Source organism: Isoptericola variabilis, from assembly GCF_050311655.1.
GTDB classification, from domain to species: Bacteria; Actinomycetota; Actinomycetes; order Actinomycetales; family Cellulomonadaceae; genus Isoptericola; species Isoptericola variabilis.
The window spans coordinates 76,633-94,281 of record NZ_JBNOZM010000001.1 but is presented as its reverse complement, the minus strand read 5'-3'; the positions used below and the strand labels follow the sequence as shown (position 1 = coordinate 94,281).

30 protein-coding genes are annotated in these 17,649 nt (G+C 69.0%); all 30 read right to left on the bottom strand.

Translation table 11 applies throughout. The annotated features are described in order from the left end of the window. Window positions 1-64: 64 nt before the first annotated feature. The gene (locus tag ACQP60_RS00495) at window positions 65-1,081 is read right to left on the bottom strand and encodes a DNA-directed RNA polymerase subunit alpha (RefSeq protein WP_429727860.1); all 1,017 of its coding nucleotides are present in this window, start codon (window positions 1,079-1,081) and stop codon (window positions 65-67) included. Window positions 1,082-1,241: 160 nt separating this feature from the next. After that, entirely contained in the window at window positions 1,242-1,646 is a 405-nt protein-coding gene (gene rpsK, locus ACQP60_RS00490; protein ID WP_380321664.1) for a 30S ribosomal protein S11, read from the bottom strand. Between the two features lie 74 nt (window positions 1,647-1,720). Then, entirely contained in the window at window positions 1,721-2,095 is a 375-nt protein-coding gene (gene rpsM, locus ACQP60_RS00485) for a 30S ribosomal protein S13 (protein ID WP_429727859.1), read from the bottom strand. Window positions 2,096-2,292: 197 nt separating this feature from the next. After that, the gene (rpmJ, locus tag ACQP60_RS00480) at window positions 2,293-2,406 is read right to left on the bottom strand and encodes a 50S ribosomal protein L36 (protein ID WP_003956441.1); all 114 of its coding nucleotides are present in this window, start codon (window positions 2,404-2,406) and stop codon (window positions 2,293-2,295) included. Window positions 2,407-2,476: 70 nt separating this feature from the next. Then, window positions 2,477-2,698: a translation initiation factor IF-1 gene (gene infA / locus ACQP60_RS00475; protein ID WP_012867920.1), complete on the bottom strand. Its 222-nt coding sequence runs from the start codon at window positions 2,696-2,698 to the stop codon at window positions 2,477-2,479. A gap of 241 nt (window positions 2,699-2,939) precedes the next feature. Further along, complete coding sequence (map, locus tag ACQP60_RS00470; RefSeq protein WP_429727858.1) at window positions 2,940-3,833, bottom strand: type I methionyl aminopeptidase; 894 nt, start codon at window positions 3,831-3,833, stop codon at window positions 2,940-2,942. A gap of 13 nt (window positions 3,834-3,846) precedes the next feature. Then, window positions 3,847-4,404, bottom strand: a complete 558-nt coding sequence (locus tag ACQP60_RS00465; RefSeq protein ID WP_429728758.1) for an adenylate kinase — start codon at window positions 4,402-4,404, stop codon at window positions 3,847-3,849. Between the two features lie 101 nt (window positions 4,405-4,505). Then, complete coding sequence (secY, locus tag ACQP60_RS00460; protein ID WP_429727857.1) at window positions 4,506-5,804, bottom strand: preprotein translocase subunit SecY; 1,299 nt, start codon at window positions 5,802-5,804, stop codon at window positions 4,506-4,508. Window positions 5,805-6,108: 304 nt separating this feature from the next. Continuing rightward, window positions 6,109-6,588, bottom strand: a complete 480-nt coding sequence (rplO, locus tag ACQP60_RS00455; protein WP_429727856.1) for a 50S ribosomal protein L15 — start codon at window positions 6,586-6,588, stop codon at window positions 6,109-6,111. 2 nt (window positions 6,589-6,590) lie between these two features. Continuing rightward, window positions 6,591-6,773 carry a 50S ribosomal protein L30 gene (rpmD, locus tag ACQP60_RS00450; RefSeq protein ID WP_079573239.1) on the bottom strand — a complete coding sequence of 61 codons (183 nt, stop codon included), beginning with the start codon at window positions 6,771-6,773 and terminating at the stop codon, window positions 6,591-6,593. Next, window positions 6,773-7,444, bottom strand: a complete 672-nt coding sequence (rpsE, locus tag ACQP60_RS00445; RefSeq protein ID WP_429727855.1) for a 30S ribosomal protein S5 — start codon at window positions 7,442-7,444, stop codon at window positions 6,773-6,775. Before rpsE ends, rpmD begins: the two co-directional genes overlap by 1 nt. Window positions 7,445-7,487: 43 nt before the next feature. Next, on the bottom strand, window positions 7,488-7,859 hold the full coding sequence (gene rplR, locus ACQP60_RS00440) for a 50S ribosomal protein L18 (protein WP_429727854.1): 372 nt from the start codon (window positions 7,857-7,859) through the stop codon (window positions 7,488-7,490). Beyond that, window positions 7,859-8,395 carry a 50S ribosomal protein L6 gene (rplF, locus tag ACQP60_RS00435; protein ID WP_429727853.1) on the bottom strand — a complete coding sequence of 179 codons (537 nt, stop codon included), beginning with the start codon at window positions 8,393-8,395 and terminating at the stop codon, window positions 7,859-7,861. The genes rplR and rplF overlap by 1 nt, the downstream gene beginning before the upstream one ends. A gap of 20 nt (window positions 8,396-8,415) precedes the next feature. After that, entirely contained in the window at window positions 8,416-8,814 is a 399-nt protein-coding gene (rpsH, locus tag ACQP60_RS00430) for a 30S ribosomal protein S8 (protein ID WP_380244185.1), read from the bottom strand. Window positions 8,815-8,886: 72 nt separating this feature from the next. After that, complete coding sequence (locus ACQP60_RS00425) at window positions 8,887-9,072, bottom strand: type Z 30S ribosomal protein S14 (RefSeq protein ID WP_013837851.1); 186 nt, start codon at window positions 9,070-9,072, stop codon at window positions 8,887-8,889. Between the two features lies 1 nt (window position 9,073). After that, the gene (gene rplE / locus ACQP60_RS00420) at window positions 9,074-9,646 is read right to left on the bottom strand and encodes a 50S ribosomal protein L5 (RefSeq protein ID WP_429727852.1); all 573 of its coding nucleotides are present in this window, start codon (window positions 9,644-9,646) and stop codon (window positions 9,074-9,076) included. Further along, window positions 9,646-9,987, bottom strand: coding sequence for a 50S ribosomal protein L24 (gene rplX / locus ACQP60_RS00415; RefSeq protein WP_429727851.1), 342 nt, complete (start codon window positions 9,985-9,987; stop codon window positions 9,646-9,648). The genes rplE and rplX overlap by 1 nt, the downstream gene beginning before the upstream one ends. A 2-nt stretch (window positions 9,988-9,989) precedes the next feature. Continuing rightward, window positions 9,990-10,358, bottom strand: a complete 369-nt coding sequence (gene rplN, locus ACQP60_RS00410) for a 50S ribosomal protein L14 (protein ID WP_013837848.1) — start codon at window positions 10,356-10,358, stop codon at window positions 9,990-9,992. A 146-nt stretch (window positions 10,359-10,504) separates the two neighbouring features. Then, on the bottom strand, window positions 10,505-10,795 hold the full coding sequence (rpsQ, locus tag ACQP60_RS00405) for a 30S ribosomal protein S17 (RefSeq protein WP_429727850.1): 291 nt from the start codon (window positions 10,793-10,795) through the stop codon (window positions 10,505-10,507). A 7-nt stretch (window positions 10,796-10,802) separates the two neighbouring features. Next, complete coding sequence (gene rpmC / locus ACQP60_RS00400) at window positions 10,803-11,042, bottom strand: 50S ribosomal protein L29 (RefSeq protein ID WP_380321628.1); 240 nt, start codon at window positions 11,040-11,042, stop codon at window positions 10,803-10,805. Beyond that, window positions 11,042-11,461 (bottom strand): 50S ribosomal protein L16, encoded by a 420-nt coding sequence (gene rplP, locus ACQP60_RS00395; protein WP_429727849.1) that lies wholly within the window; start codon window positions 11,459-11,461, stop codon window positions 11,042-11,044. Before rplP ends, rpmC begins: the two co-directional genes overlap by 1 nt. 3 nt (window positions 11,462-11,464) lie before the next feature. Continuing rightward, window positions 11,465-12,298: a 30S ribosomal protein S3 gene (gene rpsC, locus ACQP60_RS00390; RefSeq protein ID WP_429727848.1), complete on the bottom strand. Its 834-nt coding sequence runs from the start codon at window positions 12,296-12,298 to the stop codon at window positions 11,465-11,467. Next, the gene (gene rplV / locus ACQP60_RS00385) at window positions 12,298-12,666 is read right to left on the bottom strand and encodes a 50S ribosomal protein L22 (protein ID WP_429727847.1); all 369 of its coding nucleotides are present in this window, start codon (window positions 12,664-12,666) and stop codon (window positions 12,298-12,300) included. The genes rpsC and rplV overlap by 1 nt, the downstream gene beginning before the upstream one ends. 59 nt (window positions 12,667-12,725) lie before the next feature. After that, on the bottom strand, window positions 12,726-13,007 hold the full coding sequence (rpsS, locus tag ACQP60_RS00380) for a 30S ribosomal protein S19 (protein ID WP_075829208.1): 282 nt from the start codon (window positions 13,005-13,007) through the stop codon (window positions 12,726-12,728). Window positions 13,008-13,021: 14 nt separating this feature from the next. Then, window positions 13,022-13,858: a 50S ribosomal protein L2 gene (gene rplB / locus ACQP60_RS00375; protein ID WP_429727846.1), complete on the bottom strand. Its 837-nt coding sequence runs from the start codon at window positions 13,856-13,858 to the stop codon at window positions 13,022-13,024. Window positions 13,859-13,887: 29 nt separating this feature from the next. Further along, window positions 13,888-14,190 (bottom strand): 50S ribosomal protein L23, encoded by a 303-nt coding sequence (gene rplW / locus ACQP60_RS00370; RefSeq protein ID WP_079572420.1) that lies wholly within the window; start codon window positions 14,188-14,190, stop codon window positions 13,888-13,890. Continuing rightward, window positions 14,187-14,885 (bottom strand): 50S ribosomal protein L4, encoded by a 699-nt coding sequence (rplD, locus tag ACQP60_RS00365; protein WP_429727845.1) that lies wholly within the window; start codon window positions 14,883-14,885, stop codon window positions 14,187-14,189. Before rplD ends, rplW begins: the two co-directional genes overlap by 4 nt. Window positions 14,886-14,890: 5 nt before the next feature. Beyond that, on the bottom strand, window positions 14,891-15,544 hold the full coding sequence (gene rplC, locus ACQP60_RS00360) for a 50S ribosomal protein L3 (protein ID WP_429727844.1): 654 nt from the start codon (window positions 15,542-15,544) through the stop codon (window positions 14,891-14,893). A gap of 13 nt (window positions 15,545-15,557) precedes the next feature. Continuing rightward, window positions 15,558-15,866, bottom strand: a complete 309-nt coding sequence (rpsJ, locus tag ACQP60_RS00355; RefSeq protein ID WP_013837837.1) for a 30S ribosomal protein S10 — start codon at window positions 15,864-15,866, stop codon at window positions 15,558-15,560. Between the two features lie 508 nt (window positions 15,867-16,374). Then, window positions 16,375-17,571, bottom strand: a complete 1,197-nt coding sequence (gene tuf / locus ACQP60_RS00350; protein WP_429727842.1) for an elongation factor Tu — start codon at window positions 17,569-17,571, stop codon at window positions 16,375-16,377. Window positions 17,572-17,649: the final 78 nt, after the last annotated feature.

The following is a 17,649-nucleotide window of genomic DNA, read 5'->3' as shown; positions in this document are numbered from 1 at the left end:
TTGAGGGTGGTTCCGCACCGCGCGGCCCGGTCAGGTCGAGCGGGCTGCTGCGGGCGCGGAGACGTCAGTACGACTGCTCGTCCGAGTACGTGGCCTCGTCGTCCCCACCGCTGAAGTACGCGGAGCTGGACGGGTCGAAGTCGAGGGGCGAGTCCTTCAGCGAGAGGCCCAGCTCGGCGAGCTTCTCCTTGACCTCGTTGATGGACTTCGCACCGAAGTTGCGGATGTCGAGCAGGTCGGCCTCGCTGCGAGCCACGAGCTCACCCACCTGGTGGATGCCCTCGCGCTTGAGGCAGTTGTACGAGCGGATCGTGAGGTTGAGCTCCTCGATCGGCAGCGCCAGGTCCGCGGCCAGCGCGGAGTCCGTCGGCGACGGGCCGATCTCGATGCCCTCGGCCTCGACGTTCAGCTCACGGGCGAGACCGAACAGCTCGACGAGCGTCTTGCCGGCCGAGGCGAGCGCGTCGCGCGGGGCGATCGCGGCCTTCGTCTCGACGTCGACGATCAGCTTGTCGAAGTCCGTGCGCTGCTCGACACGGGTGGCCTCGACCTTGTAGGTGACCTTGAGGACCGGCGAGTAGATCGAGTCGACGGGGATCCGACCGATCTCGGCCTCGTCGTTCTTGTTCTGCGCCGCGGACACGTAGCCACGACCGCGCTCGACGGTGAGCTCGATCTCGAGCTTGCCCTTGTCGTTGAGCGTGGCGACGTGCAGGTCCGGGTTGTGCACCTCGACGCCCGCCGGCGGCACGATGTCCGCGGCGGTGACCACGCCCGCACCCGTCTTGCGCAGGTACATCACGACGGGCTCGTCGTTCTCCGAGGAGACGACGAGGTTCTTGATGTTGAGGATGATCTCGGTGACGTCCTCCTTCACACCCGGCACGGTGGAGAACTCGTGGAGCACTCCGTCGATGCGGATGGAGGTGACGGCCGCGCCCGGGATGGACGACAGGAGGGTCCGGCGCAGGGAGTTGCCGAGCGTGTAGCCGAAGCCAGGCTCGAGCGGCTCGATGGAGAAGCGCGAACGGTACTCCGAGATGACCTCTTCGGTCAGGGAGGGGCGCTGTGCGATCAGCACGGTCAGGTCCTTTCAGTGTGCGTCCGCCATATGACGCATCACGGATCCGCGAGTACTCGCGGCCCCGGGTGGGACTCGGTCCACCCGCCCGGGCAGGCTGCGGCGTCGTACGGGCCCGGGGCCGATCCCTCGGCCCCGGGGCCCGACGACGTCGGGAGGGTCAGACGCGGCGGCGCTTCGGGGGACGGCAGCCGTTGTGCGCCTGGGGCGTCACGTCCTGGATCGAGCCGACCTCGAGGCCGGTCGCCTGCAGGGAGCGGATCGCGGTCTCACGACCGGAACCCGGGCCCTTGACGAAGACGTCGACCTTCTTGACACCGTGCTCCTGGGCGCGGCGGGCGGCCGACTCGGCGGCGAGCTGCGCGGCGTACGGCGTGGACTTGCGGGAGCCCTTGAAGCCGACGTGGCCGGCGGACGCCCACGAGATCACGGCGCCCGACGGGTCGGTGATCGAGACGATCGTGTTGTTGAAGGTGCTCTTGATGTGAGCCTGGCCGAGCGGGACGTTCTTCTTGTCCTTGCGACGCGGCTTGCGCGCGGCCGTGGCACGAGTCTTGGGAGGCATGTGTTCTCTGATCTCCTGGTCTGATCGGACCGGGGCGGTTCAGCTCGGGGAGCCGACCACGCCACGGACTGCTCTCAGCGGGCCTTCTTCTTGCCCGCCACGGTGCGCTTCGGGCCCTTGCGGGTGCGCGCGTTGGTCTTGGTGCGCTGACCGCGCACCGGGAGGCCGCGGCGGTGACGCAGGCCCTGGTAGGTGCCGATCTCGACCTTGCGGCGGATGTCGGCGGCGACCTCGCGGCGCAGGTCGCCCTCGAGCTGGAAGTTGCCCTCCAGGTAGTCGCGGAGAGCGACGAGCTGGTCGTCGCCGAGGTCCTTGACCCGCACGTCCGGGGAGATCCCGGTCGCGGCCAGCGTCTGCTGGGCGCGGGTACGGCCGACGCCGTAGATGTAGGTGAGCGCAACCTCGAGCCGCTTCTCGCGGGGGAGGTCGACGCCGATCAGACGTGCCATGTGCCTTCCGGCTCCTGTACTTCGTCCAGAGGTCTACCGCACCGCCCTCCCGCGAAGACCGCGGGCCCCGGCCCCTGGACCGGAGGTTCCTCCCGACCTGCCCCGCGAGGGGCTCCGCTCTCGGAAGAGCGGGGTCGAGGTTCGTGGTGGTGCGCTGTGTCCGACGGCGAGCGCGTGCCGTCAGGCGGTGGCTGCGATCAGCCCTGGCGCTGCTTGTGGCGCAGGTTGTCGCAGATCACCATGACGCGACCGTGCCGGCGGATCACCTTGCACTTGTCGCAGATCTTCTTGACGCTCGGCTTGACCTTCATCAGTGTTCCTCCGCCGCCGTACGCACGCCGGCGGGTGCCGGCGCCACGACGGCGCTCGATGGGGTGGTGGTTACTTGTAGCGGTAGACGATCCGACCGCGGGACAGGTCGTACGGGCTGAGCTCGACCACGACACGGTCCTCCGGGAGGATCCGGATGTAGTGCTGACGCATCTTGCCCGAGATGTGCGCGAGGACCTTGTGGCCGTTCGCCAGCTCCACACGGAACATCGCGTTCGGCAGGGCCTCGACCACGCTGCCCTCGATCTCGATGACGCCGTCCTTCTTTGCCATGTCCTCCGCTAACTCTCGTCTGTCCCCGGGCGCCCGTCAGCGATGTGACGGAGGTCCGGATGTCGTGCGTGCCGCCTGCTCACCCTCGTCCCGGCCGGCCGACGTGACGTCGGACCGGTGCTGGTCTGCAGCGCCACCAACTCGCGCCTGCATCTCGAGGAACTGCCGAACGGACTACACCCGACAGACCATCCTACTCCATCGCACCAGGGGGTGCGACCGTGCGGCAGGCGGGCGTCGGTCACACGTCGAGGGCCACGGGCACGACCTCGAACGGGGCGAGCCCGGCGCGGCCGCCGTCCGCGGCCGTCAGCACGCTGATGCCGTCCTCGAGGAGAGCCACGCTGTGCTCCCAGTGCGCGGCGCGGGACCCGTCCTGCGTCACGACCGTCCAGTCGTCGGCGAGCACCCGGGTCGCCCCGCTCCCCCGCGTGACCATCGGTTCGACGGCGAGGCACATGCCCGGCCGCAGCCGCGGTCCGCGGTCCGAGGTCCGGAAGTTCACGACGTCGGGCGGCTGGTGCATCGCCGTGCCGATGCCGTGCCCGACGTAGTCCTCGACGATCCCGTACTCGACACCGGCCATGCCGCCCGCCAGCTCCACGGCCGCCTCGACCGCCGTGCCGACGTCGCCCAGGCGCTTGCCGCCCGCCAGCGCGGCGATCCCGGCCCACATGGCCGTCCGCGTGGCGCGCACGAGGTCGAGGTCGGCCGCGTCGACACCCTCGACGCCGTCGGCGGCGCCCGGGTCGTCGACGTCCAGCGCGCCGTCCGGGCCCAGCACGACGCTGATCGCGGAGTCGCCGTGCCAGCCGTCCACGATCGCGCCGCAGTCGATCGACACGACGTCGCCGACCTCGAGCACGCGACCGCCGGGGATACCGTGGATGACCTCCTCCGACACGGAGACGCAGATCGTCGCGGGGTAGCCCTCGTAGCCGAGGAACGACGGGGTCGCCCCCGCCTCCGCGATGACCCGGGCGGCGACCGCGTCGAGGTCCGCCGTCGTCAGGCCCGGGCGGGCCGCCGCGCGCACCGCGTCGAGCGCCGACGCGACGACCAGGCCGGCGCGCCGCATGACGCGCACCTGGTCCGGCGTCTTGAGCTCGATGCGCTCGCGCGAACCGAAGATCATGGGGTCGCGGGCCTCAGCCGAGCTCGGCGGCCAGCGCCTGGACGATGCGCTCGGTGACCTCGGAGACGTCGCCGATGCCGTCGACCTTCGCGAGGAGGCCCCGCTCCGAGTAGGCGGCAGTGAGCGGCGCGGTCTGCTCGTCGTAGATGTCGAGCCGGCGCGCGATCGCGTCCGGGGTGTCGTCCTCCCGGCCCTCGATCTCGGCGCGCTTCGCGATCCGCGACAGGAGCTCCTCGCGCGCGGCGGTGAGCTCGATGACGCCGTCCAGCTCCCAGCCGAGGTCGGCCAGGATGCCGTCCAGCGCCTCGACCTGGTGCGCGTTGCGCGGGTAGCCGTCGAGCAGGAAGCCCGCCTTGACGTCGTCCTCGCCGAGGCGCGAGCGCACCATCTGGTCGGTGACCTCGTCCGGGACGAGCTCGCCCTTGGCGCTGTACTCCTGCGCGAGCTTGCCGAGCTCCGTGCCGCCCTTGATGTTGGCGCGGAAGATGTCACCCGTCGAGATGGCGGGGATGCCGAAGAGCTCGGCGAGGCGCGCGGCCTGCGTGCCCTTGCCCGCACCCTGCGGACCCATGATCACCAGGCGCGTCACCCGCGCCTCGGCGCTGGGGGCGCCGTGGAGCTCGCGGCGGGTGGTCGGGGTGGCAGCAGTGCTGCCGCCTTCGGTCGTCTCGGTCAACGGAGGAACCCTTCGTAATGACGCTGCTGGAGCTGGGAGTCGATCTGCTTCACGGTCTCGAGCCCGACGCCCACGATGATGAGGATCGACGTGCCGCCGAACGGGATGTTCGTGGTGACTCCCAGCACCACGAGCACGATCGTGGGGATGAGCGCCACGATCGCCAGGTAGATCGAGCCCGCGGACGTGATGCGGGTGATCACGTAGTCGAGGTACTCGGCCGTGGGCCGGCCCGCGCGGATGCCCGGGATGAAGCCGCCGTACTTCTTCATGTTGTCCGCGACCTCGTCCGGGTTGAACGTGATCGACGTGTAGAAGAACGCGAAGAAGATGACCATCAGCACGTACAGCACGATGTACAGCGGGTCGGACTGCTGGACCAGGTTGTCGGAGATCCACACGACCCAGTCCGCCGTCGGCTCGCCGAACTGGGCGATCAGGCCGGGGATCGCGAGGATCGACGCGGCGAAGATGACCGGGATGACGCCGGCCATGTTGATCTTGATCGGGATGTAGGTGCTGGTGCCGCCGTACATGCGGCGACCCACCATGCGCTTCGCGTACTGCACCGGGATGCGGCGCTGGGACTGCTCGACGAAGACGACCAGGCCGACGACGAGCACGATGACCAGGATCATCACGATGAAGTTCAGGGGGCCGTTCGAGCCGCCCGCGATCGACCAGAGGGCCGACGGGAAGCTGGCCGCGATCGACGTGAAGATCAGCAGCGACATGCCGTTGCCGACGCCGCGCTCGGTGATCATCTCGCCGAGCCACATCACCAGACCGGTACCGGCCGTCATCGTGATGACCATCAGCGTGGCCGTCACGAAGCTGTCGTCCGCGATCACGTCGACCGGGCAGCCCTGGAAGAGCATCCCGGTGCGGGCGGTCGTGATGATCGTCGTCGACTGCAGGATCGCGAGGGCGATCGTCAGGTAGCGCGTGTACTGCGTGAGCTTCGCCTGACCCGACTGGCCCTCCTTGTGCAGGGCCTCGAACCGCGGGATCACCACGCGCAGCAGCTGCACGATGATGCTCGCGGTGATGTACGGCATGATGCCGAGCGCGAAGATCGACAGCTGCAGCAGCGCGCCACCGCTGAAGACGTTGACGAGGCCGAGCAGAGAGGTGCTGCCCTCGAGGGCCGCGACGCACTGCTGCACGTTGCCGTAGTCGACGCCGGGCGTGGGTACGAGCGACCCCACCCGGAAGAGCGCCATGATCGCGATCGTGAACAGCAGCTTGCGCCGCAGGTCCGGTGTCCGGAAAGCCCGGCCGAATGCGCTGAGCACCTATCCTCCTGGCCCGCCGCGGCGGGTTGTCGTGTCGCCGGGGACCGGCGAGGTGTGGCGCGAGCTGCCGACGCCGCGGCCCGTGGGCCACGCCGCCGTCACGCCGACTCGGTCAAGGTCCGGCCGGGGAGACCCCCGGCCTCGCCGCCACCCGGATGAGGTGCGCGGCGCGGACCGTGACGGATTCTACGTGCCCCGGACCAGTGATCCAGACCACACGCCGTCACGTGAGCCCGACCGGCGGATCACCCCGGGAGCACACAGGGCCGGCAGCGCATGTGCGCCGCCGGCCCTGATGCGGATGTCAGTCCTCGGAGACCGTGCCGCCGGCCGCCAGGATCTTGTCCTTGGCGGAGCCGGAGACGCGGTCGACCGTGACGTCCAGCTTGACGGTGATCTCGCCGTTGCCGAGCACCTTCACCGGCTGACCCTTGCGGACCGCGCCCTTGGCGACGAGGCCCTCGACGGTGACGGAGCCACCCTCGGGGTACAGCGCGGCGAGCTTGTCCAGGTTGACGACCTGGTACTCGACGCGGAACGGGTTCTTGAACCCGCGGAGCTTCGGGAGGCGCATGTGCAGAGGCATCTGCCCACCCTCGAAGCCGGCGGGAACCTGGTAGCGAGCCTTCGTGCCCTTGGTACCGCGACCCGCCGTCTTACCCTTCGACGCCTCACCACGACCCACACGGGTCTTGGCGGTCTTGGCGCCGGGGGCCGGACGCAGGTGGTGGACCTTGAGCGGCTGACCCGCCTTCTCGGTGTTGTCGGCCTTGTTCTCAGCCACGATCACTCGACCTCCTCGACGGTGACGAGGTGCGCCACCGTGGTGACCATGCCACGGATCTCCGGACGGTCCTCCTTCACGGCGGTGTCGCCGATCCGCTTGAGGCCGAGGGTCCGCAGCGTGTCACGCTGGTTCTGCTTGCCGCCGATGGCGGACTTGACCTGGGTGACCTTCAGTCGAGGCATCACGCACCCACCTTCTCGTCGGCCTTGGCCGCCTTGTCGGCGAGCCCGGCGGCCTGCGCACGCAGGAGCGCGGCCGGGGCCACGTCCTCCAGCGGCAGACCACGGCGGGCGGCCACGGCAGCCGGCTCCTCGAGGCCCTTGAGGGCCGCGACGGTGGCGTGCACGATGTTGATCGAGTTGGACGAGCCGAGCGACTTGCTCAGCACGTCGTGGATGCCGGCGCACTCCAGCACGGCGCGCACCGGACCACCGGCGATCACACCGGTACCCGGCGAGGCCGGACGCAGGAACACGACGCCGGCGGCCTCCTCACCCTGGACGGGGTGCGGGATGGTGCCCTGGATGCGCGGGACGCGGAAGAAGTTCTTCTTCGCCTCCTCGACACCCTTGGCGATCGCCGCGGGCACCTCCTTGGCCTTGCCGTAGCCGACACCGACGGTGCCGTCGCCGTCGCCCACCACGACCAGCGCGGTGAAGCTGAAGCGGCGACCACCCTTGACGACCTTCGAGACGCGGTTGATCGTCACCACGCGCTCGACGAAGGCGTTCTTGTCGGCGGCGTCGCGGCCACCGCCACGGCGGTCGTCGCGGCGACCGCCGCCGCGGCGGCCGTCGTTCTTGTTGGACTCGTTGGCGCCCTGGGGGGCGCCGGTGCGCTGCCCTGCAGCCATCAGAGGATCCTCATCTTCCGTGCGAAATCGCGGACGTCGGCCATCACAGCTCCAGCCCCGCTTCCCGGGCGCCGTCGGCGACCGCAGCCACCCGACCGTGGTACTTGTTGCCACCGCGGTCGAAGACCACGGTCTCGACGCCGGCGGCCTTGGCACGCGCGGCGACGAGCTCGCCGACCTTGCGGGCCTTCGCCGTCTTGTCGCCGTCGAGGGCGCGCAGGTCGGCCTCGAGGGTCGAGGCGGAGGCGACGGTCTTGCCGACCGTGTCGTCGACGACCTGCGCCACCATGTGGCGCGAGGAGCGGGTCACGACGAGGCGCGGACGCGCCGCGGTGCCCTTGATCTTCTTGCGCAGGCGCAGGTGACGGCGCTGACGAGCGACGGCCTTGCCCTTGCCCAGAACCTTGAGAGCCATCACTTACCAGCCTTTCCGACCTTGCGGCGGACGACCTCGCCGGCGTAGCGCACACCCTTGCCCTTGTAGGGCTCGGGCTTGCGGATCTTGCGGATGTTCGCTGCGACCTCGCCGACCTGCTGCTTGTCGATGCCCGCGACCGAGAACTTGGTCGGGCTCTCCACCGCGAAGGTGATGCCCTCGGGAGCGGTCACGGTGACCGGGTGCGAGAAGCCGAGAGCGAACTCCAGGCTCTGCCCCTTGGCCGCGACGCGGTAACCCGTGCCGACGATCTCGAGCTTCTTCTCGTAGCCCTGGGTCACACCGGTGACGATGTTGGCCAGGAGGGTGCGGGTGAGGCCGTGCAGCGCACGGGACTCACGCTCGTCGTCCGGGCGCGACACCACGAGGGAGCCGTCGTCCTGAGCGACCGTGATGGGGGCGGGCACCGTGTGCTCCAGGGTCCCCTTCGGGCCCTTGATGGTCACGAGCGCACCGCTGATGGTGACGTCCACGCCGGCCGGGACCGGAACGGGGAGCTTGCCGATTCGAGACATGGCGATATCTCCTTTCCGGATTACCAGACGTAGGCGAGGACTTCGCCGCCCACGCCCTTGGCCTGGGCCTGACGGTCCGTCAGCAGGCCGGAGGACGTGGACAGGATCGCCACGCCGAGGCCGCCGAGGACCTGGGGCAGGTTGGTGGACTTCGCGTAGACGCGGAGGCCGGGCTTCGAGACGCGGCGGACGCCGGTGAGGGCGCGCTCGCGGCTCGGGCCGTACTTGAGGGTGAGCGTGAGGGTCTTGCCGACCTTCGCGTCCTCGACGGTCCAGCCGGAGATGTACCCCTGCGCCTGCAGGATCTCCGCGATGTTCGACTTCAGCTTCGAGTGCGGCATGGTGACCGTCTCGTGGTGCGCCGAGTTCGCGTTACGCAGACGCGTGAGCATGTCTGCGATGGGGTCTGTCATGGTCATTGGGCTCCAGCCCTTCCTCGCCGGGGTATCCGGGCGGTACGAGGTACCGCCCGGACCTGCGGCGTAGTGGTTTTACCAGCTGCTCTTGGTGACGCCGGGGAGCTCGCCGCGGTGGGCCATCTCCCGCAGGCAGATCCGGCACAGGCCGAACTTGCGGTAGACCGAGTGCGGACGGCCGCAGCGCTGGCACCGGGTGTAGGCGCGGACGGCGAACTTCGGCTTGGCGTTCGCCTTGTTGATCAGGGCCTTCTTCGCCATGTCAGTTCTCCTTGAAGGGGAAGCCGAGACGGCGCAGCAGGGAGCGGCCCTCGTCATCGGTCGTCGCCGTGGTCACGACCGTGATGTCCATGCCGCGGACGCGGTCGATCTTGTCCTGGTCGATCTCGTGGAACATCGACTGCTCCGTGAGACCGAAGGTGTAGTTGCCGTGCCCGTCGAACTGCTTCGGGCTCAGCCCGCGGAAGTCGCGGATACGGGGCAGCGCGATCGACAGCAGCCGGTCGAGGAACTCCCACATCCGGTCGCCGCGCAGCGTGACGTGCGCACCGATCGGCATGCCCTCGCGCAGCTTGAACTGCGCGATGGACTTCTTGGCCCGGGTCACCTGGGGCTTCTGCCCGGTGATCGCCGTGAGGTCGCGGATCGCGCCCTCGATGAGCTTGGAGTCCTTGGCGGCGTCACCGACACCCATGTTGACGACGATCTTGGTCAGACCGGCGACCTGCTGGATGTTCTGGTGGCCGAACTCCTCGCGCAGCGCCGCGATGATCTCCTCGCGGTACTTCTGCTTGAGGCGCGGGGTGGCCGGGGCCTCGAGAGTGGTCTCGGTCATCAGATGTCCTTCCCGGAACGCTTGGCGTAGCGCACACGGACGGTGCGGGTACGGCCGTCGCGCTCGACCTGCTCGGTGCGGAACCCGACGCGCGTGCCCTTCTTGGTCTCCGGGTCGACGACCATCACGTTCGAGACGTGGATCGGCGCCTCGACGGTCTCGATGCCACCCGTGCGGGTGCCACGAGCCGTCTGGCCGGCCTTGACGTGCTTGGTGACGCGCTGCACGCCCTCGACCACGACGCGGTCGGAGTCCTTGAGGACCTCGAGCACGCGGCCCGTCTTGCCCTTGTCGCGACCGGCGATGACGATCACCTGGTCGCCCTTCTTGATCTTCGCCATGGTCAGAGCACCTCCGGCGCCAGCGAGATGATCTTCATGAACCGCTTGTCGCGCAGCTCGCGCCCGACCGGGCCGAAGATGCGGGTGCCACGGGGCTCACCGTCGTTCTTGAGGATCACGGCGGCGTTCTCGTCGAACTTGATGTAGGAACCGTCCGGACGACGGCGCTCCTTGGCGGTCCGGACGACGACGGCCTTGACCACGTCGCCCTTCTTCACGTTGCCGCCGGGGATCGCGTCCTTGACGGTGGCGACGATCGTGTCGCCGATACCGGCGTAGCGACGGCCGGATCCACCGAGAACACGGATGCAGAGGATCTCCTTGGCACCCGTGTTGTCGGCGACCCGCAGTCGCGACTCCTGCTGGATCATCGATTGATCTCCTGTCGTCGAGCTGGTTCTCGTCCCGGGGTCCCCCGGGCGAGCCTTGCCGAACGGATAGTTGCTGAGGTGGCCGGGGCGGGCCGCATACGTGTGTCACGGCCTGCCCCGGCCGAAGGTCTAGACGACCTTCTGGATCACTTGGCCTTCTCGAGGATCTCCGTCAGGCGCCACCGCTTGGTCGCGGACAGCGGACGGGTCTCCATGATCTCGACCAGGTCGCCGATACCGGCGGAGTTCTGCTCGTCGTGCGCCTTCACCTTGGTGGTGGTGCGCATGACCTTGCCGTAGAGGGGGTGCTTCTTGCGGTCCTCGACCTCGACGACGATGGTCTTCTCCATCTTGTCGCTGACGACGTAGCCGCGACGGACCTTGCGCGTGCTGCGCGCGGTCGTCTCAGCGGCCACCGCGTTGGTGTTCTCGCTCATCGATGCCTCACTCACTCACGCTCGGGGCCGTGCGGATACCGAGCTCGCGCTCGTGCAGGACCGTGTAGATCCGCGCGATGTCGCGCTTGACGGCCTTGATCCGACCGTGGGACTCCAGCTGGCCGGTGGCCGACTGGAAACGGAGGTTGAAGAGCTCCTCCTTGGCCTTCTTCAGCTCGGCGACCAGCTTCTCGTCGTCGAACCCGTCGAGGTCAGCGGGGGCCAGGCCCTTGGTTCCGACTGCCATCAGTTCGCACCACCCTCGCGCACCACGAAACGGCACTTCATCGGGAGCTTGTGGATCGCGCGGCGCATGGCCTCACGGGCCAGCTCCTCGTCGACACCGGCCAGCTCGAAGACGATGCGGCCGGGCTTGACGTTGGCGACCCACCACTCGGGCGAGCCCTTACCGGAACCCATGCGGGTCTCGGCGGGCTTCTTGGTCAGGGGACGGTCCGGGTAGATGTTGATCCAGACCTTGCCGCCACGCTTGATGTGGCGGGTCATCGCGATACGAGCAGCCTCGATCTGGCGGTTGGTGACGTAGGCCGGCTCGAGAGCCTGGATGCCGTAGTCGCCGAACGCGATCGTGGTGCCACCCTTGGCCGCGCCGGAGCGCTTCGGGTGGTGCTGCTTGCGGTGCTTGAGCCTGCGGGGGATCAGCATGACTCAGGCCTCCGTTCCGGACTCGGGGGCCGCAGCCTGCTCCGGCGCCGGGGCCGCGTCGGACGCGGGGGCGCTCTCGGCGGCCGGCTGGGCCTGACGCTCGGGGCGACGACCGCCACCGCGGCGCTCCCCACGCTCGCCACCACGGCCACGACCCTGACGGGGCGCGGCAGCGGCCTGCTGCGCGGCGAACTCCTTCTCGGTGATGTCGCCCTTGTAGATCCACACCTTCACGCCGATGCGGCCGAAGGTGGTGCGGGCCTCGAAGAAGCCGTAGTCGATGTTCGCGCGCAGCGTGTGCAGCGGCACACGACCCTCGCGGTAGAACTCCGACCGGCTCATCTCGGCGCCGCCGAGGCGGCCGGAGACCTGCACGCGGATGCCCTTGGCACCGGCGCGCTGCGCGGACTGGATGCCCTTGCGCATGGCGCGACGGAACGAGACGCGGCTCGCGAGCTGCTCGGCGATGCCCTGCGCGACCAGCTGCGCGTCGATCTCCGCGTTCTTGACCTCGAGGATGTTGAGCTGGACCTGCTTGCCCGTGAGCTTCTCGAGCTCGCCGCGGATGCGGTCGGCCTCGGCACCCCGGCGACCGATGACGATGCCCGGACGCGCCGTGTGGATGTCCACGCGGACGCGGTCGCGGGTGCGCTCGACCTCGACCTTGGAGATGCCGGCCCGCTCGAGACCGGTGCTCATGAGCTTGCGGATCGCCACGTCCTCACGGACGTAGTCGCGGTACCGCTGACCAGGCTTGGTGCTGTCGGCGAACCAGCGCGACCGGTGGTCGGTGGTGATGCCGAGGCGGTACCCGTGCGGGTGAACCTTCTGCCCCACTATCGGGCCCCTTCCTTCTGCTCACGCGGTGCGACGACCACGGTGATGTGGCTGGTGCGCTTGAGGATCCGGCTCGCACGCCCCTGGGCCCGCGGACGGAACCGCTTGAGGGTCGGGCCCTCGTCCACGAACGCCTCCGAGACGAAGAGCTCCGTCTCGTCGAAGCGCTCGCTCGCGCGGTCGGCCTTCACCCGGGCGTTCGCGACGGCGCTCTCCACGACCTTGCGGATCGGCTCGCTCGCCGCCTGCGGCGCGAACTTCAGCACCGCGACGGCCTCGGCGGCCTGCTTGCCACGGATGAGGTCCACGACGCGCCGGGCCTTCTGGGGCGTGACACGGACGAACCGCGCCTGCGCCTTGGCTTCCATTGCTGTCCTGCTTCCTTTTCTCAGACCGTCGGGGCCTGTCGTCCGGCTGACCCGGGGGGTCAGCGGCGACGGCCCTTCTTGTCGTCCTTCACGTGGCCGCGGAAGGTTCGCGTGGGAGCGAACTCGCCGAGCTTGTGGCCGACCATCGCCTCGGTGACGAAGACCGGGGTGTGCTTCCGGCCGTCGTGCACGGCGAAGGTGTGACCGAGGAAGTCGGGCGTGATGACCGACCGACGGGACCAGGTCTTGATGACGTTCTTGGTCCCCTTCTCGTTCTGAGCGTCCACCTTCTTCTGCAGGTGGTCGTCGACGAAGGGGCCCTTCTTCAGGCTACGAGGCATCTGTCAGGCTCCTATCAGCGCTTCTTGCCGGTGCGGCGACGGCGGACGATCAGCTTGTCGCTCGGCTTGTTCGGGCGGCGGGTCCGGCCCTCGGGCTGGCCCCACGGGCTGACCGGGTGGCGACCACCGGAGGTCTTGCCCTCACCACCACCGTGCGGGTGGTCGACCGGGTTCATGACGACGCCTCGGACGGTCGGGCGGACGCCCTTCCACCGCTTGCGGCCGGCCTTGCCCCAGTTGATGTTCGACTGCTCGGCGTTGCCCACCTCGCCGACCGTGGCGCGGCAGCGCAGGTCGACGTTGCGGATCTCGCCGGACGGCATGCGCAGCTGCGCGTACGGGCCGTCCTTCGCGACGAGCTGCACGGAGGCACCCGCGGAGCGGGCGATCTTCGCGCCGCCACCGGGGCGGAGCTCGACGGCGTGGATGACCGTACCGGTCGGGATGTTGCGCAGCGGCAGGTTGTTGCCGGGCTTGATGTCGGCGCCGGCACCGGCCTCGACGACGTCGCCCTGCGACAGCTTGTTCGGCGCGACGATGTAGCGCTTCGTGCCGTCCGCGTAGTGCAGGAGCGCGATCCGAGCCGTGCGGTTCGGGTCGTACTCGATGTGCGCGACCTTGGCGGGCACGCCGTCCTTGTCGTGGCGACGGAAGTCGATCACGCGGTAGGCACGCTTGTGGCCACCGCCCTTGTGACGGGTCGTGATGCGACCGGAGTTGTTGCGCCCACCCGTCTTGGACAGCGGACGGACCAGAGACTTCTCCGGCTCGGAGCGCGTGATCTCGACGAAGTCGGCGACGCTGGCGCCGCGGCGGCCGGGCGTCGTCGGCTTGTACTTACGGATTCCCATGGGTTAGTCCTCGATCTGCTCTCTGCGCCTCAGGAAGCCGGACCGCCGAAGATGTCGATCGTGCCCTCACGGAGGGTCACGATCGCGCGCTTCGTGTCCTTGCGCTTGCCCAGGCCGAAGCGCGTGCGACGCGCCTTGCCCTTGCGGTTGATCGTGTTCACCGAGTCGACCTTGACGCCGAAGACCTGCTCGACCGCGATCTTGATCTCGGTCTTGTTGGCCCGCGGGTCCACGACGAAGGTGTACTTGCCCTCGTCGAGGAGGTTGTAGGACTTCTCGGAGACGACCGGCGCGATCAGGATGTCGCGCGGGTCCTTCGTCACGGCGGTCACTTCGTGGCCTCCTCGGTCTCGGCCGCCTCGGACTCCGTGGCGACGGCCTTCACGCTCTTGCCCGTGGCCGGGCCCGCGAGGAACGCGGCGAGCGCGCCCTCGGTGAAGACGACGTCGTCGGAGACGAGCACGTCGTAGGTGTTGAGCTGGTCCGCGGTCAGCAGGTGGACCTGCTCGACGTTGCGGAGCGACAGGATCGTCAGCTCGTCCGAACGCTCGGTGACCACGAGGACGTGCTCACGCTCGGTCAGCGCCGCGATCGTCTTGACGGCGGTCCGGGTCGACGGCGCACCGTCGAGGCCGAAGCCGGAGACCACGTGGACGCGGCCGGCGCGAGCCCGGTCGGAGAGGGCGCCACGGAGCGCGGCGGCCTTCATCTTCTTCGGGGTGCGCTGGTCGTACTTGCGCGGCTGCGGGCCGTGGACGGTGCCACCGCCGGCGAACTGCGGGGCGCGGGTCGAACCCTGGCGGGCGCGGCCGGTGCCCTTCTGCTTGTACGGCTTCTTGCCACCACCGCGGACGTCGCCGCGGGTCTTGGTGGCGTGCGTCCCCTGGCGGGCGGCGGCGCGCTGCGCCACGACCACCTGGTGGATCAGCGGGACGTTGGTCGCGACGTCGAACACCTCAGCGGGGAGCTCGGCGGAGCCGGCCTTCTTGCCCTGGGCGTCGAGCACGTCGACGGTCTGGTTGGCCATGGAGGTCACGCACCCTTCGCGGCGGTACGCACGACGACGACGCCACCCTTGGGGCCGGGAACCGCGCCCTTGACGAGCAGCAGACCCTTCTCGGCGTCGACCGCGTGAACGGTCAGGTTCTGGACGGTCATGCGGGCGTGGCCCATGCGACCGGCCATCCGCAGGCCCTTGAAGACGCGCGACGGCGTCGAGGCGCCGCCGATCGAGCCCGGCTTGCGGTGGTTGCGGTGGGCACCGTGCGAGGCGCCGACGCCGGCGAAGCCGTGGCGCTTCATGACACCGGCGGTGCCCTTGCCCTTGGTGGTGCCGACGACGTCGACCACGGCACCGGCCTCGAAGGCCTCGGCGGTGATCTCCTGGCCGAGCGTGTACTCGGCGGCGTCCTCGGTGCGGACCTCGGCGACGTGACGGCGCGGCGTGACGCCGGCCTTCTCGAAGTGGCCCTTGAGCGGCTTGGTGACCTTGCGCGGGTCGATCTGGCCGGCGGCGAGCTGCACGGCCGCGTAGCCGTCGGCGTCCGCGGAGCGGACCTGCGTCACGACGTTGGTCGGGACGGCCACGACGGTCACGGGGACCAGACGACCGGCGTCGTCCCACAGCTGCGTCATACCGAGCTTGGTGCCGAGCACCGCGGTCACGTTCTTCTGCTGGTTGGTCATGTCTATCCCAGCCTCAGAGCTTGATCTCGATGTTCACGTCGGCAGGCAGGTCGATCCGCATGAGCGAGTCGACGGCCTTCGGCGTGGGGTCGATGATGTCGATGAGCCGCTTGTGCGTGCGCATCTCGAAGTGCTCGCGGCTGTCCTTGTACTTGTGAGGCGACCGGATGACGGTGAAGACGTTCTTCTCCGTCGGCAGCGGCACCGGACCCACGACCGTCGCACCAGCGCGCGTCACCGTGTCGACGATCTTGCGCGCCGAGCTGTCGATGACCTCGTGGTCGTAGGACTTGAGCCGGATGCGGATCTTCTGTCCCGCCATGGCGTCGTCTGACTCTCTCTCTCGAACCGCTACTGTCCGACCCCCGCGCTCGGGCGTGTCGCGCTAGGCGACGTACCCGGGCGCACACCGAATCGGCGTGGGGCCGTTGATTGTGGTCCGCGCGAGGCGGACCACGACGTCTGTCTGGCCTGTCGAAACATGTGTCCCGCGGGGCGCTCACGCGCGTCGACAGCCGGCAACCCCGCGACTCCTCCGGGAGGAGAACCGCTCCAGGCGGGTGGACCGCTCCGGCAGACCGGACCGGTGCACGCACCGTGGTGCTACACACTGTTCGACACGAGAAAGAACGCGCCCGTGACAGGCAACCTGAACATCTTGCCACAGGGAACCCCGTGATTCCAAGCCGGAACGGGGTACTGCCGCTGTGACACCGGACGCACCTCCACTCAGGGCACGACGCGTCCGCGCACGCCGGAGGCCCGGACCCTCGCGGGCCCGGGCCTCCGGACGATCAGCCGGGCTTCAGCCGACCAAGATCAAGCGATGGTCACTTGATGATCTTGGTGACACGGCCGGAACCGACCGTGCGGCCACCCTCACGGATGGCGAAGCCGAGGCCCTCCTCCATGGCGATGGGCTGGATCAGCTCCACCGACATCTCGGTGTTGTCGCCGGGCATGACCATCTCGGTGCCCTCGGGCAGCGTGATGACGCCGGTGACGTCCGTGGTCCGGAAGTAGAACTGCGGACGGTAGTTCGAGTAGAACGGGTTGTGACGGCCGCCCTCGTCCTTGCCCAGGATGTAGACCTGCGCCTCGAAGTTCGTGTGCGGGGTGATCGAACCCGGCTTCACGACGACCTGGCCACGCTCGACGTCCTCGCGCTTGATGCCGCGCAGGAGCAGACCGGTGTTGTCACCGGCCTGGGCCTGGTCCATCTGCTTGTGGAACGTCTCGATACCGGTGACCGTGGTCTTCTGGGGCGCACGGATACCGACGATCTCGACCTCGGAGTTGACGTCGAGCGCACCGCGCTCCACCTTGCCGGTCACGACGGTGCCGCGGCCGGTGATGGTGAAGACGTCCTCGATCGGCATGAGGAACGGCTTGTCGAGCTCGCGGACCGGGTCGGGGACGTTCTCGTCCACGGCCTCCATGAGCTCCAGGACCTTCTTGGTCCACTCGGGGTCACCCTCGAGGGCCTTGAGGCCGGAGACGCGGACGACGGGCGCGTTGTCGCCGTCGAACTCCTGCGACGACAGCAGCTCGCGGACCTCCATCTCGACGAGCTCGAGGATCTCCTCGTCGTCGACCATGTCGGCCTTGTTCAGCGCGACCAGCAGGTAGGGGACGCCCACCTGGCGGGCCAGCAGCACGTGCTCGCGCGTCTGGGCCATCGGACCGTCGGTCGCGGCGACCACCAGGATCGCGCCGTCCATCTGGGCGGCACCGGTGATCATGTTCTTGATGTAGTCGGCGTGACCCGGAGCATCGACGTGCGCGTAGTGACGCTTGGGCGTCTCGTACTCGATGTGCGCGATGTTGATCGTGATACCGCGCTGCTTCTCCTCCGGCGCGGCGTCGATCTCGTCGAAGTTGCGCTGCGTGTTCGCCGGCAGGTCGGGGTACGTGTCCGCAAGCGTCTTCGAGATCGCGGCGGTCAGCGTCGTCTTGCCGTGGTCGACGTGCCCGATCGTGCCGATGTTGACGTGCGGCTTGGTCCGCTCGAACTTGGCCTTAGCCACTGGGGTCCTCCTGGGACTTGGGTAGATGTTCCCGAACGTTGCGAGACTCGGCGAGAGAGCCTACATCCCGCGGGGCGA

What these genes read in the sequence shown, in the direction of transcription:
- map (WP_429727858.1), bottom strand. Translation starts at nt 3,833, where the DNA reads ATGATCTTCGGTTCGCGCGAGCGCATCGAGCTCAAGACGCCGGACCAG.
- ACQP60_RS00425 (WP_013837851.1), bottom strand. Translation starts at nt 9,072, where the DNA reads ATGGCGAAGAAGGCCCTGATCAACAAGGCGAACGCCAAGCCGAAGTTC.
- rpsQ (WP_429727850.1), bottom strand. Translation starts at nt 10,795, where the DNA reads ATGAGCGAGAACACCAACGCGGTGGCCGCTGAGACGACCGCGCGCAGC.
- infA (WP_012867920.1), bottom strand. Translation starts at nt 2,698, where the DNA reads ATGGCAAAGAAGGACGGCGTCATCGAGATCGAGGGCAGCGTGGTCGAG.
- rplR (WP_429727854.1), bottom strand. Translation starts at nt 7,859, where the DNA reads ATGGCTCTCAAGGTTCTGGGCAAGGGCAAGGCCGTCGCTCGTCAGCGC.
- rplX (WP_429727851.1), bottom strand. Translation starts at nt 9,987, where the DNA reads ATGGCGAAGATCAAGAAGGGCGACCAGGTGATCGTCATCGCCGGTCGC.
- rpsS (WP_075829208.1), bottom strand. Translation starts at nt 13,007, where the DNA reads ATGCCTCGTAGCCTGAAGAAGGGCCCCTTCGTCGACGACCACCTGCAG.
- rpsH (WP_380244185.1), bottom strand. Translation starts at nt 8,814, where the DNA reads ATGACCATGACAGACCCCATCGCAGACATGCTCACGCGTCTGCGTAAC.
- rplC (WP_429727844.1), bottom strand. Translation starts at nt 15,544, where the DNA reads ATGACCAACCAGCAGAAGAACGTGACCGCGGTGCTCGGCACCAAGCTC.
- rplD (WP_429727845.1), bottom strand. Translation starts at nt 14,885, where the DNA reads ATGGCCAACCAGACCGTCGACGTGCTCGACGCCCAGGGCAAGAAGGCC.
- rpsJ (WP_013837837.1), bottom strand. Translation starts at nt 15,866, where the DNA reads ATGGCGGGACAGAAGATCCGCATCCGGCTCAAGTCCTACGACCACGAG.
- rpsE (WP_429727855.1), bottom strand. Translation starts at nt 7,444, where the DNA reads ATGGCTGCAGGGCAGCGCACCGGCGCCCCCCAGGGCGCCAACGAGTCC.
- rpmD (WP_079573239.1), bottom strand. Translation starts at nt 6,773, where the DNA reads ATGCCTCGACTGAAGGTCACCCAGGTCAAGTCCGCCATCGGCGGCAAG.
- rplF (WP_429727853.1), bottom strand. Translation starts at nt 8,395, where the DNA reads ATGTCTCGAATCGGCAAGCTCCCCGTTCCGGTCCCGGCCGGCGTGGAC.
- rpmC (WP_380321628.1), bottom strand. Translation starts at nt 11,042, where the DNA reads ATGGCAGTCGGAACCAAGGGCCTGGCCCCCGCTGACCTCGACGGGTTC.
- rpmJ (WP_003956441.1), bottom strand. Translation starts at nt 2,406, where the DNA reads ATGAAGGTCAAGCCGAGCGTCAAGAAGATCTGCGACAAGTGCAAGGTG.
- ACQP60_RS00465 (WP_429728758.1), bottom strand. Translation starts at nt 4,404, where the DNA reads ATGGGTCCGCAGGGTGCGGGCAAGGGCACGCAGGCCGCGCGCCTCGCC.
- rpsK (WP_380321664.1), bottom strand. Translation starts at nt 1,646, where the DNA reads ATGCCTCCCAAGACTCGTGCCACGGCCGCGCGCAAGCCGCGTCGCAAG.
- rpsM (WP_429727859.1), bottom strand. Translation starts at nt 2,095, where the DNA reads ATGGCACGTCTGATCGGCGTCGACCTCCCCCGCGAGAAGCGGCTCGAG.
- rplB (WP_429727846.1), bottom strand. Translation starts at nt 13,858, where the DNA reads ATGGGAATCCGTAAGTACAAGCCGACGACGCCCGGCCGCCGCGGCGCC.
- rplV (WP_429727847.1), bottom strand. Translation starts at nt 12,666, where the DNA reads ATGGAAGCCAAGGCGCAGGCGCGGTTCGTCCGTGTCACGCCCCAGAAG.
- rplN (WP_013837848.1), bottom strand. Translation starts at nt 10,358, where the DNA reads ATGATCCAGCAGGAGTCGCGACTGCGGGTCGCCGACAACACGGGTGCC.
- rplE (WP_429727852.1), bottom strand. Translation starts at nt 9,646, where the DNA reads ATGACCGAGACCACTCTCGAGGCCCCGGCCACCCCGCGCCTCAAGCAG.
- rplP (WP_429727849.1), bottom strand. Translation starts at nt 11,461, where the DNA reads ATGCTGATCCCCCGCAGGCTCAAGCACCGCAAGCAGCACCACCCGAAG.